The organism is Methyloradius palustris (assembly GCF_019703875.1).
Taxonomy (GTDB): Bacteria; Pseudomonadota; Gammaproteobacteria; order Burkholderiales; family Methylophilaceae; genus Methyloradius; species Methyloradius palustris.
In genome coordinates this window covers 845678-860528 of sequence record NZ_AP024110.1, presented here as the reverse complement: position 1 = coordinate 860528, position 14851 = coordinate 845678, and the positions used below count along the sequence as shown (strand labels likewise).

Genomic DNA, 14851 nt, shown 5'->3' with positions numbered 1-14851 from the left:
ACTAAATGCTTAAGTCGCTAGCCAGCCGTTTTGTGCATGTTTTTATATATTCCATGACTGGTCGATTTTTCCTGATCCTGATCGGCGGAATCATCGTCTGCGCTGCATTTGCATTGAGCCTTGCCGCGTATGAAGGCAAGAATATGCTGTATCAAGTCAGGCTACGCCATCTCACTGAACGGGTTGAACAGATTGTCCTCACGCTTGAACTCACGCCGCAAACTGCCAGAAAACAGGTTGCAGACATTACCAGCAAGACTGGGGTACGAGTGGATTTTTCTGCGCCAGAATCAACCAAACTATTGCAGACAAAGGGCTACAACCCTGATATCGAGGCCAGCACAGCACTATCAAAAGTCCTAGGCGATGCTAAAAAAGTCTTGGCTTACCAACATACAGGGTTAGATTGCCCTGTGCGCCCTGATGGCTTTAAGCGTAATGAATCCAGCGCAAACGTGCAGAGCAGTAGCACAAGCAAATGCCGCATTATTTTCGCCACACTCAATGATGGAACAGCCATACGCATTGATGTCGCCACCCCAGCAGAAAGCTTGCCGCCACCATTTCGCGTTGACTTCTTACCTTACCTTGGCTTGTTCTTACTCTGCGTTTCACTCTTAGCCTGGTTCGTGGCTAATTTGGCTACTCGCCCTTTGCGAAAGCTTGCCTATGCTGCGCATCGTGTAGGACTAAGCCTTGGTCAACAGGCTGATGAAGAAAAATTGCCTGAAGATACTGGCCCGGCAGAAGTACGTGAAGCGGCTATCGCCTTCAACACCATGCAATCACAAATACGTCACTTTGTGGAAGAGCGCACCTACATGCTCGCCGCCATCGCACATGATTTACAAACCCCCCTCACCCGCTTGCGTTTGAGGCTTGAGAAGGTCTCTGATGCTGCCTTGCGTGACAAGCTCATCAATGATCTATCTGTGACGCTAGAGATGATTAAAGAAGGGCTAGAACTTTCGCGCAGCCTGAATGAGGGCGAGCCATTCGAGATGCTGGACCTGGATTCTCTGATTGATACCATCTGCAACGATGCCACTGATGCTGGGCTGGAAGTCACACAAAGTGGCCGTGTTGGCGTACCTGTCATGGCGAGGCCAAACGCCTTGCGCCGCTGCATCTCCAACCTGGTGGAAAATGCTGTCAAATATGGCCAGTTTGCTCATGTCATCGTCAAACGTGAGGGGCAGAAAGTGATTATTTCAGTGATTGATGGCGGTGATGGCATCCCTGAAGATCAGTTGTTAAGGGTGCTCGAACCTTTCAAACGCCTAGAAGACTCACGCTCGCGTGAGTCTGGTGGTACTGGGCTGGGCCTTACGATTGCACGAAATATCGCGGAAAAACATAGGGGTAGCCTGCGGTTGCGCAATATCTGCGCTGGTGGGCTTGGATTGGAAGCCATTGTGGAAATGGCGATCGTCTAAAGTTAAATAAGTAGGTTGAATTCAGGGAGAATTCTTGATGGCAACGATTACTGTTAAAAAGCTGGCCGATTATCAATTTGAAGTGAGCGTTGATAGCCGAACAAGCACTTCACACCAAGTTACAGTCTCAGAACAATATGCCAAAAAGCTCATCGGCAACCGCGCTTCTGTAGAAATTTTGATTCATGATTCTTTTGAGTTTTTACTGGCTAGCGAACCGAATACCAGCATACTGCGCAATTTCGATTTATCCGTCATTGCGCAGTACTTTCCCGAATATGAAAGACTTATCACTTAAAAAGCACGCAGCCTTACAGCTTTTTGCCGCCTGGCCCTGCAAAGAACCAAACGATCATCCCAGCAACTGGGAATATCAAAACAGCTAAAATCCATAAAATCTTTTCGCCACCGCCCGCTGAGCTTTGCAGGATTTTGATGATCGCGAATATGTCGAGCACTAGAATGAGTAAGCCTATGGCAGAATACATTTTTTATTTCCCCGTAAATTTGATGAATGTTTATCTTATCAAATCTCGATAACTACAAGCTCAGCAATACGCTGATTCTGATGTAGGAAAAGTGCTACAAATCATTCGCGCAGCCGCCACCTAAGCCCTTCAAGCTTGTAAGTTATTTACTCGCAGCAATGATTGTATATGCGTGTTTTCCGCAAATGTTATATGCTTAAAACGTATATTAAGTTTAGGTATGTACATTTTGAAATCACCTGAATCACCTAAAAATGAAATCCAGCGTCTAGCCGCTTTAAAACGTTACAAGATTTTGGATACGCTGGCTGAAGAATCATTTGATGACATTACTTGCCTTGCGTCACTCATTTGCGGCACACCTATCGCGCTGATTACGCTTTTAGATGAAACTCGCCAGTGGTTTAAAAGCAGTGTTGGCTTAGATGCCACAGAAACACCCAGAGAGATTTCTTTTTGTGGGCATGCAATTCTTGGTGACGATCTGTTCGAAATACATGACGCGCTAAATGACGAACGTTTTTTTGATAATCCGCTAGTGACTGGCGCACCAGATATTCGGTTTTATGCTGGCATACCCCTGATCACTTCAGATGGATATGGCCTTGGTAGCTTATGCGTCATTGATCAAACTCCACGAACACTCACACAAGAACAGCGCAATGCCCTGAAAAAGCTGGGTAAACAAGTCGTCAATAAAATTGAGCTGCGTCTAGTGATGCAGGAGTTAGCAGAAAAAACTGCGTTCTACGACACACTCTTACGCAGCGCTGATAAATCTATTATTTCAACCACGGTTGATGGCGTCATTACCAGCTTTAACTTAGGCGCAGAAGAAATGCTCGGTTATCAGGCTGAGGAATTAGTCGGTAAACATACGCCCGCTATTTTTCACGATCACCATGAAATAGCAAAACGAGCCGAAATGCTCAGTTTAGAGTTTGGCCGAAGTGTTGCGCCAAGCTTTGAAGTATTCACGGTACAAGCCAATGAAGGTAGTCCAGACAGCCGAAAGTGGACTTATATTCGTAAAAACGGCAGTAGATTACCCGTCAACTTATCTATCACTGCGATGCGAAATAAAGCTGGTGAGGTCATTGGTTACCTCGGTATAGCCAGAGATATTTCAGAGAATATTAAAGCAGAAGAATCACTGGCTAATCTTACTTTCATTCTTGAAAGTGCTGGAGAGATGGCCAAGATTGGTGGCTGGGAGCTTGATTTAATGACCAGCGAAATCAAATGGTCTAGACAAGTATTCAAAATTCATGAGCTTGATACAACAACCCCGCCGCCCGTTGATGAAGCGATTGCGTTCTACGCGCCAGAAGCAAGACCTGTGATTGAAGCTGCTGTGAATAATGCCATCATCAAAGGTGAGCCATGGGATTTAGAGCTCCCTTTTATCACAGCGAAAGGCAACCATATTTGGGTGCGCGCGCAAGGTTCAGCCGTCATGAAATATGGTAAAGCGACTAAATTGATGGGCGCATTCCAGGATATTACCGAACGTAAATTAACAGATGAAAAAATGCAGCTTCTAGCATTTTATGACCCTCTCACCAATCTGCCCAACCGCAGGCTACTGCTAGACAGATTAGAAAAAGCCTTGTTATCAAGCCGTCGTAAAGATCAGTTTGGGGCCTTGATTTTTATTGATCTGGATCACTTTAAATCCCTGAACGACACGCTGGGCCATGATAAAGGTGATGAACTACTCTGCGAAGTCGCCAGCCGACTAAAAAAATGTGTCAGGGATTTTGACACCGTAGCCAGGTTTGGTGGCGATGAGTTCGTATTGATGCTGGAGGATGTAAGCCCTAATGCTATTCAAGCAAAAGAAATCGCAAGCGTCATTGGGGAGAAAATTCTGAATACGCTCAACCATACTTTTGATTTTGATGGCTACCAGCATGTCAGCAGCTCAAGTATCGGCATTGCCTTGTTTAGTGACCAAACCAAAAATATAGATGAATTATTCAAACAAGCTGATAGCGCCATGTATCAATCTAAAGCCGCAGGCCGTAACAGGTTGACCTTCTTCAGTTAACTACTCGGTCACTTGCAGCATGCGCACATCAAGCTGTGAGAATGGAATAACGATCTGCTTGCTGTGGAAAGTCTTGACGATTTCTTGGTTGATTTCGCCTCTGGCCAGATTGTAGTCAGGCACATTTACCCAAGGCTTCACTGCGATATTGATACCAGAAGGCGCAAGCAAGCTGACTGATACAGCAGGGGCAGGCTCTTTAAGCGTATGCGGGTTATTCTGCAAAATCTCTTTAATCACCGATACGGCTGTATCTAAATCTGTGTCGTAAGCCACACTAACGACAATATCAAGCTGGCGGATGTTGCCATAGTTATGCAAGATCTCGCCCACCAACTTACGGTTGGGGATCACCACAAGTGATTGATCTGCATGGCTGAGCACCGTGGTAAAGATGCTGATGTTATTGACCTGCCCCTCTTCACCGACGATAGAAATGTATTCGCCAACACGAAACGGCTTGGTGAAGATAATGGTCAGCCCAGCCACAATATTACTCAGCACACCTTGCATCGCCAGTGCAATGCCCGCACCAGCAACACCTAGGCCAGCAATCAGCGGTAGCAACTGCACGCCCAGATTCTGCAGCGCCATAATCACAAAGATAGCCAGCACGAATATACGGACTATACGCACCAGCAATTGACGCACTGGCTGGTCAAGATTGAATTTCCTAAGGCCACCATCCACCACTTTAGCGACCCAGCCACCAGCGAAGACACCGACTAGAATGATAGTAATGGCGACCAGAACCTTAGGTCCGAAGGTAATCGCTAAATCGAAAATAGTGTTTTGTATATGGCTTAAGTCACCAAACTGGGCATTCATAACAGGGCTTTCAATAATCGCATTGCTTGGGATTCTACTACTTATCCAATTTCGTAGCATCCCAGCCGCCGCCCAGCGCCTTGATCAATAGTACCGCGGCCGTCAAGCGGCTACCTTGCAAAGTCAGTGCGGTTCTTTCGTTATTAAGCGCGATGGTTTCTACATTCACCACACTCAAGAAATCAACGGTGCCTGCCTTATATTGGTTACGTGTGATCTCTACGGATTCACGCGATGCTTTCACGGCTTCATCCTGCAATTGTGCTTCTTCTTGCAATATGCGTAGCGAGGCTAAGTTATCTTCTACCTCCTGAAAAGCACCCAATACTGTTTGTCGATAGGTCGCCACATTCTGGTCATAAGTGGCAATCGCTTGCGCAGTTTGTGCTTTACGCAGGCCACCATCAAAAATGGTTTCTACGAGCGCGGGGCCAATCGACCAAAAACGGGTTGGATACTCTAAAAATCGAGAAAAACTGCTGGTCTGGTAGCCAAAAGTAGGCGCAATAGTGAGTGCTGGGAAATACGCAGCTTTCGCCACGCCAATCTGCGCATTCGCAGCAGCAGCACGACGTTCTGCACCAGCCACATCGGGGCGGCGCTCCAACAACTGCGAAGGCACAGCCAAGGGAATATTAGGTGGCAGGCTGACATAAGTGGATTTCAGTGGCGCAATGGCCAGCTCTGATGGTGCCTTGCCTATGAGCACGGCAATGGCATGCTCTAACTGCGCGCGCTGCACACCAACATCCACGGCTTGCGCCTTGGCAGATTTAAACTGGGTTTCTGCGGCGACCACATCGGCGCGGGCGACGACGCCCACGGCATATTGATTTTGCGTGAGCTTGAGTGAGCGCTCATAGGCAGTCACCGTGTCATCCAGTAATTGCTTACGGGCATCAGCAATACGTAGCAAAAAGTAATCTTGTGCAAGCTCAGCCTGCGCGCTGAGCTTGGCGTTTTCGATATCTGCTGCGCTGGCTTGAATGCTCGCATCACCTGATTCCACCGCGCGCCCTACACGCCCCCATAAATCAGGCTCCCAGCTTGCGCCTAGCGAGCCGCGATATGCGGTATTTAAATTAGGGTTGTAATTAACCGTATTACTATTGTTACTTGCTGGCCGACTTCTAGTAGCTGAAAGATTGGCCGTCACAGTCGGGTAATATGCGGCGTGCGATTGATCTCTTAGTGCTTGTGCCTGGCGATATTGTGCCTCAGCTACCTTGATATTCTGATTAGAGATTTCAACCTGTTCAACTAACGCATTCAAATCAACATCGCCAAACAGCTCCCACCACTTACCTTTTGGCAAAGTGTCTTGCGGCTGCGCGGTGACCCAGCCGTTTTGCTCCTTGAATACAGTAGGTACTTGCATGGTTGGCTTGACGTAATCAGGGCCAACCGAGCAACCAGCCAGCATGATGATGGCAAGTAAGAATGGGGTAATACGCATATCTGTATCTTTCTTGATGTGCTTGTTCTGTCTGTTAATCATGGGCTAATCATCCTTACGTCAGCTGTGGTTTGGGGCTAACGGCAGTGCCCGTTGCATTTGGCCTGCGTGTAAAACTATCAAGCGCGAGATACATGACTGGTGTGGTGTAAAGCGTTAATAACTGGCTGAAAATCAGGCCACCCACGATTGCCACTCCAAGTGGCTGGCGTAGCTCAAAGCCTTCACCAAAGCCAAATGCTAATGGCAACGCGCCAAGGAGAGCAGCCATCGTGGTCATCATGATTGGCCTGAAACGGAGCTGACAGGCTTCAAAGATGGCATCGCGTGGGCTCAAGCCACGGCTGCGCTCTGCATCAATCGCGAAATCAATCATCATGATTGCATTCTTTTTGACGATACCGACCAACAGCAACACGCCTATCATCGCCATGATATTGAATTCGATCTTGAACAACAGCAACGCCAGCAACGCACCAACCCCAGCTGATGGCAAGGTTGAAAGAATGGTAATCGGATGGATATAACTCTCATACAAAATACCAAGCACAATATAGATGGTCAGTATTGCTGCCAGAATCAGCCATACCTGACCTTTGAGCGATTCCTCGAATACTTTTGCCGTGCCCTGAAAACTGCCATGCACTGAATTCGGCACGCCGATACGTGCCATGGTGTCGTTGATCACTTTTGCAGCGGTGGATAGTGAACCACCCTCTGCCAGATTGAATGTGATGGTGGATGCGGCAAATTGCCCCTGGTGGTTCACCGCAAGGGCTGCATTGTTAGGGCCAAACTTGGCAATCGCCATTAGCGGCACCTGGCTAACTGTACCGTCACTTTGGGTCACCATAATCTGCACATTGCGTAATGTTTCAGGGCTTTGCCAGTATTGCGGCGCAGCCTCCATCACTACTTTGTACTGGTTGAGCGGATTATAGATAGTGGAAACCTGGCGCTGACCAAACAGGTTATTGAGCGTGCTATCAATCTGCGCCATGGTGATGCCGAGTTTAGAGGCCGCATCACGATCTATAGTCAATGTGGTTTGCAGGCCTTTATCCTGGCTGTCACTATTCACATCCAGCAACTCAGGCGCATCTGAAAGTGCTTCCTTGATGCGCTTTTCCCAAGTACGTAAAACAGTTAACTGGTCGGCCTGCAAGGTGTATTGGTATTGGGCATTACCCGCACGACCACCCACGCGGATATCCTGCTCCGATTGCAGCATCAGTTTGGCGCCTGTGATCTTCGCCGTCTTTTTACGAATACGCGCAATAAACTCATCACCATTCACATCGCGGTCGGCGCGTGGCTTGAGTGCAATCAGCATGCGACCTGTATTGCGTTGTCCACCACCTATGCCTGCGGTGAAAGCTTCAACTGCGGGGTCATTTTTGACAATATCGATATATTGATCGAGCTTTCCCTTCATGGCTTGATATGAAGTCGCCTGATCGGCCACGATATTGCCCGAAATACGGCCACTATCCTGCTGTGGGAAAAATCCCTTGGGGATGACCACATACAGATACACATTCAGGCATACCACCGCGAGCAGTATAAACAGTGTGATATAGCCATGGCGCAAGACTACCGCTAGCGAACGTTTATATACCTTGAGCAATGCTTCAAAACCATCTTCCAGCCATTGATAAAGACGATTCTGAGATTTTTTATCAGTGTCGTTTTCAATAGGCGCTTTTTTCAAAAAAATGGCACACATCATTGGTGTGGTCGTCAGTGAAATCACCAATGAAATAAGCACGGCTACGGACATAGTGACAGCAAACTCGCGCAACAAGCGCCCTACCAGCCCACCCATCATCAGGATGGGAATAAATACCGCCACCAGCGATATACTCATGGAGACCACCGTAGAAGCCACTTCTCGCGTGCCTTTCAAGGCTGCTTCTATCGCAGTCTCGCCTTTTTCAAGATGCCTGGACACATTCTCCAGCACGACGATCGCATCATCCACAACAAACCCTGTAGCGACAGTAAGTGCCATCAGTGAAAGATTATCCAGACTGAAGCCGCAAAAATACATGGCGACAAAAGTACCGATCAACGACACTGGCACTGCAACCGCGGGTATTAACGTTGCCCGTGCATTGCGCAAAAACAGGAACACCACGGCAATCACCAAGCCAATCGATAACACCAGTGTGAATTCAATATGATGCAAAGAGGCACGAATGGACGGTGTGCGATCCAACATCACCGTGAGGTCAATCGCGCTGGGGATAGAGGCGCGTAGCTGAGGCAACAAGGCTTTCACGCGATCTATGGTTTCAACCACATTAGCCCCTGGTTCGCGGCGCAAGTGGAGCAATACTGCAGGCTTGCCATTGGCGCTACCGAAATTGCGCACGTCTTGCACTGAATCGCGCACTAGGGCGATGTCTGACAATCGCACCACAACGCCATCACGCACAGTGATGATCAAACCCTGATATTCGGCGGCGGTTTTTGCCTGATCGTTAGCCCCTATCTGCCAGTGGCGCTCGTCATCTTCAATAAACCCCTTGGGGCGATTAGCATTCGTCGCCACCACCGCTGCCCTCACTGTTTCGGTATCAATACCGTAATGCGCCAAAGCCAATGGATTTAATTCAATACGCACCGATGGCTGCGAACCGCCATCCACATCGACTTGACCGATACCTTCTACCTGTGAGAATTTTTGCGCAAGTATGGAATCTGCCACATCGTAAAGCTGGCCCATGTTCATAGTGTCAGAGGTCAACGCCAGATCCATGATGGGGGTATCTGCTGGGTTGACCTTACGATACGTCGGGTTGCGATTCAAACTGGTTGGTAATAGAGTACGCGCGGCATTGATCGCAGCCTGCACTTCACGTGCAGCACTATTGACGCTGCGGCTTAAATCAAATTGCATAATAATGCGCGATGAACCGAGCGTGCTGTTGGACGTCATCTCGGTAATGCCTGAAATCCGCCCAAGCGCCCGCTCTAAAGGCGTTGCCACGGTTGAAGCCATGGTCTCAGGGCTAGCACCCGCTAATTGCGCCTGCACAAACACAGTGGGAATGTCGATCTGCGGCAAAGAGGCCACAGGCAGCTTGGTGTAAGCCAGAATACCCGCGAGCGTGATGCCCAACGTTAACAGCGTTGTTGCTATAGGCCGCTCGATGAATATACGAGAGATATTCATTAATCAGACACCATCTGTGGCGATATGGTGACGTTTGCGGAATGCATCGAGGCGCTGGGCCACGCGGTCGAATGCCAAGTAAATCACGGGGGTGGTAAACAAGGTCAAGGCTTGGCTGACGATGAGGCCACCAACCATAGTCAACCCTAGAGGATGCCGCAGTTCAGAACCAACACCTGTACCCAACATCAGAGGCAGTGCGGCAAGTAGCGCTGCCATGGTCGTCATTAAGATAGGCCTTAAACGTAACAGGCATGCCTGATAAATCGCCTCGCGCGCTGGCATGCCCTGATCGCGCTGTGCTTCAAGCGCAAAGTCGATCATCATGATGGCGTTCTTTTTGACGATCCCAATCAGAAGAATGATGCCGATAATACCGACAATCCCCAGATCATTACCCGATAGCATCAAAGCCAGCAGAGCACCCACACCCGCTGAGGGCAGCGTAGAAAGTATCGTGATTGGGTGAATGTAGCTCTCATACAGCACACCGAGCACGATATACATGGTGATAATCGCAGCCAGTATCAGCAGCAACTGGCTGCCCAAAGAAGCATTGAATGCAGTCGCCGCACCTTGGTATGTGATACGGGTGCTAGCGGGCAAAGAGGTTGCCACTTGTGCTTCATCAATCACTTTCACTGCGTCACTCAGCGAGTAGCCAGGCGCCAGATTGAACGAGATATTAGCGGCAGGAAACTGCCCCAAATGATTCACAACTAGCGGAGTTTCACGCTCGCTGATTTTGGCAATCGCGCTCAAAGGCACTTGGTTCATGGCAACCGGGCTTCTAGTGGTTTGAGTGACGGTTGCAGCAGTGGTACTTGCTGTTAGGTAGATACCATTCAGCGCATCCATGCCCATACGAAACTCTGGGGCTACTTCAAGCACTACGCGGTATTGGTTGGATTGCGTGAAGATGGTTGAAATCAGGCGCTGGCCAAAGGCACTATACAAGGCATTATCAATCGCCGCCGTGGTAATACCGAGGCGGCCTGCAGCATCGCGGTCTATGTCAACATAGGCTTGCAAGCCCTTATTTTGCAGGTCACTCGCCACATCTCTCAATACGGGAGATTGCTGCAAGCGCTGCAGCATCTGCGCTGTACTCGTCTCAAGCACCTTCGCATCCGCATCATCCATGATGAATTGGTACTGGCTGCGGCTGACGCGGTCTTCAATGGTTAAATCCTGCACAGGCTGCATGTACAGCTTGATACCAATGACTTCAGATACGCCATCCTGTAAATGCTGCATCACAGTCTGAACGTTACCAGCGCGTTTATCCTTGGGCTTAAGATTAATCAGCAGGCGTCCGCTATTCAACGTGGTATTAGTGCCATCCACTCCGATGAATGAAGTAACGCTATCTACTGCCGGATCTTTCAAAATGCTATCAACCAATGCTTGCTGGCGGGTAGCCATTGCATCAAACGAAATCGTTTGCGGCGCCTCAGTAATACCTTGGATTACGCCTGTATCCTGAATCGGGAAAAAACCTTTGGGAACGGCGATATAGAGAATGACGGTAAATACCATGGTCGCTAACGCAACCAGCAAGGTGATCCATTGATGATTCAACACCACGCTTAGTAATCTGCCGTATTCATGGGTCACGCGATCAATCACTGCGCCGGATTTATTGTAGAACCAGCCGCGCTCAGACTCGGGTTGGTGACGTAATAATTTAGCGCACATCATCGGGGTGAGCGTTAATGAAACGACGGCAGAAATCAGGATCGCCACGGCGAGCGTAATAGCAAACTCACGGAACAGCCGCCCCACGATATCGCCCATAAATAATAGTGGAATCAATACCGCAATTAGCGAAAGCGTAAGCGAGATAATGGTGAACCCAATCTGCTTGGAACCTTTAAGCGCAGCCTCTAGCGGTGTATCGCCCTGCTCTATATAGCGCGAGATATTCTCAATCATGACCACGGCATCATCCACCACAAAACCCGTAGCAATGGTCAGTGCCATCAAGGTCAGGTTGTTGATGCTAAAGCCTGCAAGATACATGATGCCGAACGTACCTATCAACGACAAAGGCACAGCCACGCTGGGAATCAATGTCGCTGGAATATTGCGTAGGAACAGGAAAATCACCATTACCACTAGCGCCACGGAAAGCATCAGCTCAAACTGCACGTCATTGACGGAAGCGCGAATGGTCGTGGTACGGTCTGTGAGCACAGTCACTTGAAGATCAGCCGGCAATGAAGCCTGTAACTCAGGTAACAACGCTTGAATGCGATTGACCACTTCAATGACATTCGCACCCGGTTGGCGCTGGATATTGAGCACCACAGCTGGATCGCGATTCGCCCAGGCCGCAAGCCGCAGATTTTCAGCATCTGACACCACAGCGGCCACATCGCTCAAGCGAATCGCTGCGCCATTGCGGTAAGCAATCACCAGCTTCAAGTAATCTTGCGGTGTTTTAATCTGGTCATTCGCGGTAATGGTAGAGGCGCGACTTGGGCCATCAAAACTGCCCTTGGCTTGATTCTGGTTGGCATTGCCGATGGAAGTGCGCAAGTCATCAATACTGATACCAACCGCAGCCAGCGCCTTGGGGTTCACCTGTATGCGCACCGCTGGGCGTTGGCCGCCGCTGATGGTGACCAGGCCTACGCCACTGAGTTGTGAGATTTTCTGCGCGAGCCGCGTATCGGCTAAATCTTCCACCGTGGTTAAAGGCAAGGTCTTAGAGGTAAGCGCTACCGTGAGTATCGGCGTATCGGCTGGGTTTACCTTGTTATAGATAGGCGGTGTTGGTAAGTCAGTTGGTAAGTATGAACTGCCTGCGTTAATGGCCGCCTGCACTTGCTGCTCAGCCACATCCAGCGTCATGTTGAGCGAAAATTGTAGTGTAATGACAGATGCGCCACCAGAACTGGTGGAGGTCATCTGGTTGAGCCCAGGCATTTGCCCGAATTGTCTTTCCAACGGCGCGGTGATTGATGAAGTCACTACATCGGGGCTGGCACCAGGATAAAGCGTGACCACCTGTATGGTCGGGTAATCCACTTCGGGCAATGCGGATAGCGGCAGCAGCCGATACGCCAAAACACCCGATAGCAAAATGGCGATCATCAGCAGCGTAGTCGCCACTGGCCGCAATATGAATAAACGCGAGGGATTCATTAATCAGCGCCTCCTGATTTCTCGCCAGGTTTCTGCCCTCCCTTTTTGTGATGTCCTCCATGGCCATGTTTGCCAGCTGTAGCATCTGCCGCAACAGGTTCCATCGGTTTCACTTTCGCACCCTCACGCAGTTTGTCTGTGCCATCCGTCACAACGACTTCACCAGCATCAAGCCCTTTCGCAATCACCACCACTTCGCCATCCACATAGCCTGATTTCACAGGGCGCACAGTTACGCTGTCACCATCGACTAGCACATAGACATAATCGCCCTTGCTACCGCGCTGCAAGCCAGCCACAGGGATCACCACTGCATCTTTTTGCACATCCACCAGAATCTTCACGTTGATAAATTGATTAGGAAACAGAGCCGCATCATCATTCTTGAATATTGCGCGCAGCTTGATGGTGCCAGTGGTGGTATCAATCTGGTTATCTGTGGTCAGCAGCTTGCCGCTCGCGAGCTTGCTTTTTTGAGCGCGGTCAAATGCATCTACACTGACTGGCTCGCCTGAATTCACGCGCTCATTAATGCTTGGTAGATTGTCTTCAGGCACATTGAATAAGGCCGTGATTGGCTGTAATTGGGTGATGGTGACAATCCCGTTCGTATCAGTACTGTGAATCATATTGCCCGGGTCCACCTGCCGCAAACCCACACGGCCTGCAATTGGCGCGGTGATGCGTGCATAACTAAGTTGTAGTTTGGCGCTATCCACCAATGCCTGATCCACTGCCACTGCACCACGATATTGGCGCACCAAGGCTTCTTGCGTATCAGCCTGCTGCTTGGAGATGGAGTCCTGGCCTAGCAAAGTTTTGTAGCGCTCAAGATCAATCGACGTATTCTCAAGCAGGGCTTTATCACGGAACAGTTGGCCTTCAGCTTGCGCTAATGCGACCTGATAAGGCTGCGGATCAATTTGTGCGAGTAAATCGCCCGCGTTCACCATCTGGCCTTCAGTGAAATAAAGCTTGAGCAGTTGGCCATCCACACGCGCTTTAACAGTAACAGTATTGCGTGGCGTCACAGTACCCAAGGCATCAAGATATATATTCACGTCCTGAGTTTTAGCTTTTGCAGTGGCAACAGGAGCAGGTTTTGCAGAGGGATCAAACTTTTTTCCCGGGCCAGCAGCTTGCGACGCTTCTGTAGCGCCATCACCACTGGTTGCCTTAGCCTGCTGATAATGTCGGTAATAAGACGCTCCAGCGACAATCAGCACGATGATGAGAAACCAGATAAGAATTTTCCATCGTTTTTTGGATGATGAAATTGATGTGTTTTGAGTAAGCGCCATGAGCTAATCCTGCTATCTGAGTTCTGCAATTGATGGTTCTTGGTAGTTACATTGATATTACATTGGCTGTTTTGCAACACTTTTACAGCCAATGCAGTTTAACGATAATTGATGCCAGTTATAAGGCAGTTACAAAACGATACGATAGAATATGTTTTGATATTGATATAAGCGAAAAACTAGGCCAATCTTTGAGGCTTTCAATCTTAACTATTAGTTCAAGTCTGAAGCTATGAAAAGGGATTCAACAAAGACATTAAACGTGGTCTGTCCCCTATTGTTCCATGGAGGTTAGTAGCATGAAAAAGCTAAAAGTTATTTTATTTTCAAAACCAGTTCTGATTATTGGCGCTTGCTTACTCGTAGTCGCGATTATTTTTTTTGACAACATCAAGGGCTACTATCGATTTAAAGAGCTATGTGAAACAGAAAAAACCAAACAAGTGATCAATAAAGTCGAGCCAAATATGGCTTGGATTTACAATGAAGGTATACCAACAGCACCTTCAAGTGTCTTTAAACTTGCCGCTTCACCCCATGTTAAATTTGTTCGATTCTTAGACTATGACGATAAACAACTTTACGACATTACTTATATTGGCCCTGAAAAGCCTCCAAGAAGTGAAGTTATTGGATATAGCCATCATAAAGAATTTTATGCTATTAAGTCAGCCGACTTAACTCAAAAGACTGTATATGCATGGAAAAATATTAATGAGGAATTCCCCAACGAGTTAAGAACAGGTCGCTCGGGTAATCAAATTATCGATATGAGAACAAATAAAATAGTCGCAAACCTTACCGTAATTGGCTATAGCTTGTTTGATAGAAATCATACTTTACTAGATGCGCCATCGGGAAATACTTGTGACTGGGCCACTACTTATCTTGGTAGTGATGCAAACGTAAATTTGATATTTGGCGAATGAATAATTTAAGAGGTTACAAATGGCAAGAACATTCA

General features: G+C 48.4%; 10 protein-coding genes. 4 read left to right on the top strand and 6 right to left on the bottom strand.

Going from position 1 to position 14851, the window contains the following annotated elements:
• Positions 1 to 5 precede the first annotated feature (5 nt).
• Entirely contained in the window at positions 6 to 1436 is a 1431-nt protein-coding gene (locus ZMTM_RS04165) for an ATP-binding protein (RefSeq protein ID WP_221765063.1), read from the top strand.
• Positions 1437 to 1473: 37 nt separating this feature from the next.
• Positions 1474 to 1734, top strand: coding sequence for a hypothetical protein (locus ZMTM_RS04160; RefSeq protein ID WP_221765062.1), 261 nt, complete (start codon positions 1474 to 1476; stop codon positions 1732 to 1734).
• A 13-nt stretch (positions 1735 to 1747) separates the two neighbouring features.
• On the opposite strand, the gene ZMTM_RS04155 is transcribed toward ZMTM_RS04160, so the two are convergent.
• Complete coding sequence (locus ZMTM_RS04155) at positions 1748 to 1924, bottom strand: PLDc N-terminal domain-containing protein (RefSeq protein ID WP_221765061.1); 177 nt, start codon at positions 1922 to 1924, stop codon at positions 1748 to 1750.
• Between the two features lie 229 nt (positions 1925 to 2153).
• On the opposite strand from ZMTM_RS04155, the gene ZMTM_RS04150 reads away from it, so the two are divergent.
• On the top strand, positions 2154 to 3974 hold the full coding sequence (locus ZMTM_RS04150) for a sensor domain-containing diguanylate cyclase (protein ID WP_221765060.1): 1821 nt from the start codon (positions 2154 to 2156) through the stop codon (positions 3972 to 3974).
• Here the strand turns inward: ZMTM_RS04150 and ZMTM_RS04145 are convergent, their stop codons facing one another.
• The 5 genes from ZMTM_RS04145 to ZMTM_RS04125 are packed head-to-tail and all read right to left on the bottom strand — an operon-like array spanning position 3975 to position 13887.
• Positions 3975 to 4802, bottom strand: a complete 828-nt coding sequence (locus tag ZMTM_RS04145; RefSeq protein ID WP_221765059.1) for a mechanosensitive ion channel family protein — start codon at positions 4800 to 4802, stop codon at positions 3975 to 3977.
• A 37-nt stretch (positions 4803 to 4839) separates the two neighbouring features.
• The gene (locus ZMTM_RS04140) at positions 4840 to 6300 is read right to left on the bottom strand and encodes an efflux transporter outer membrane subunit (RefSeq protein ID WP_225907090.1); all 1461 of its coding nucleotides are present in this window, start codon (positions 6298 to 6300) and stop codon (positions 4840 to 4842) included.
• A gap of 13 nt (positions 6301 to 6313) precedes the next feature.
• A complete protein-coding gene (locus tag ZMTM_RS04135) occupies positions 6314 to 9436 on the bottom strand; it encodes a multidrug efflux RND transporter permease subunit (protein ID WP_221765058.1) in 3123 nt (1040 codons plus the stop codon).
• Between the two features lie 3 nt (positions 9437 to 9439).
• Entirely contained in the window at positions 9440 to 12586 is a 3147-nt protein-coding gene (locus ZMTM_RS04130; RefSeq protein ID WP_221765057.1) for an MdtB/MuxB family multidrug efflux RND transporter permease subunit, read from the bottom strand.
• Complete coding sequence (locus tag ZMTM_RS04125) at positions 12586 to 13887, bottom strand: MdtA/MuxA family multidrug efflux RND transporter periplasmic adaptor subunit (protein ID WP_221765056.1); 1302 nt, start codon at positions 13885 to 13887, stop codon at positions 12586 to 12588. The genes ZMTM_RS04130 and ZMTM_RS04125 overlap by 1 nt, the downstream gene beginning before the upstream one ends.
• 299 nt (positions 13888 to 14186) lie before the next feature.
• Between ZMTM_RS04125 and ZMTM_RS04120 the strand changes: the two genes are divergently transcribed.
• Complete coding sequence (locus tag ZMTM_RS04120; protein WP_221765055.1) at positions 14187 to 14816, top strand: hypothetical protein; 630 nt, start codon at positions 14187 to 14189, stop codon at positions 14814 to 14816.
• Positions 14817 to 14851: the final 35 nt, after the last annotated feature.

Coding starts and splice junctions, on each gene's coding strand:
- ZMTM_RS04165 (WP_221765063.1), top strand. CDS start 6: ATGCTTAAGTCGCTAGCCAGCCGTTTTGTGCATGTTTTTATATATTCC.
- ZMTM_RS04160 (WP_221765062.1), top strand. CDS start 1,474: ATGGCAACGATTACTGTTAAAAAGCTGGCCGATTATCAATTTGAAGTG.
- ZMTM_RS04155 (WP_221765061.1), bottom strand. CDS start 1,924: ATGTATTCTGCCATAGGCTTACTCATTCTAGTGCTCGACATATTCGCG.
- ZMTM_RS04145 (WP_221765059.1), bottom strand. CDS start 4,802: ATGAATGCCCAGTTTGGTGACTTAAGCCATATACAAAACACTATTTTC.
- ZMTM_RS04140 (WP_225907090.1), bottom strand. CDS start 6,300: ATGATTAACAGACAGAACAAGCACATCAAGAAAGATACAGATATGCGT.
- ZMTM_RS04135 (WP_221765058.1), bottom strand. CDS start 9,436: ATGAATATCTCTCGTATATTCATCGAGCGGCCTATAGCAACAACGCTG.
- ZMTM_RS04130 (WP_221765057.1), bottom strand. CDS start 12,586: ATGAATCCCTCGCGTTTATTCATATTGCGGCCAGTGGCGACTACGCTG.
- ZMTM_RS04125 (WP_221765056.1), bottom strand. CDS start 13,887: ATGGCGCTTACTCAAAACACATCAATTTCATCATCCAAAAAACGATGG.
- ZMTM_RS04120 (WP_221765055.1), top strand. CDS start 14,187: ATGAAAAAGCTAAAAGTTATTTTATTTTCAAAACCAGTTCTGATTATT.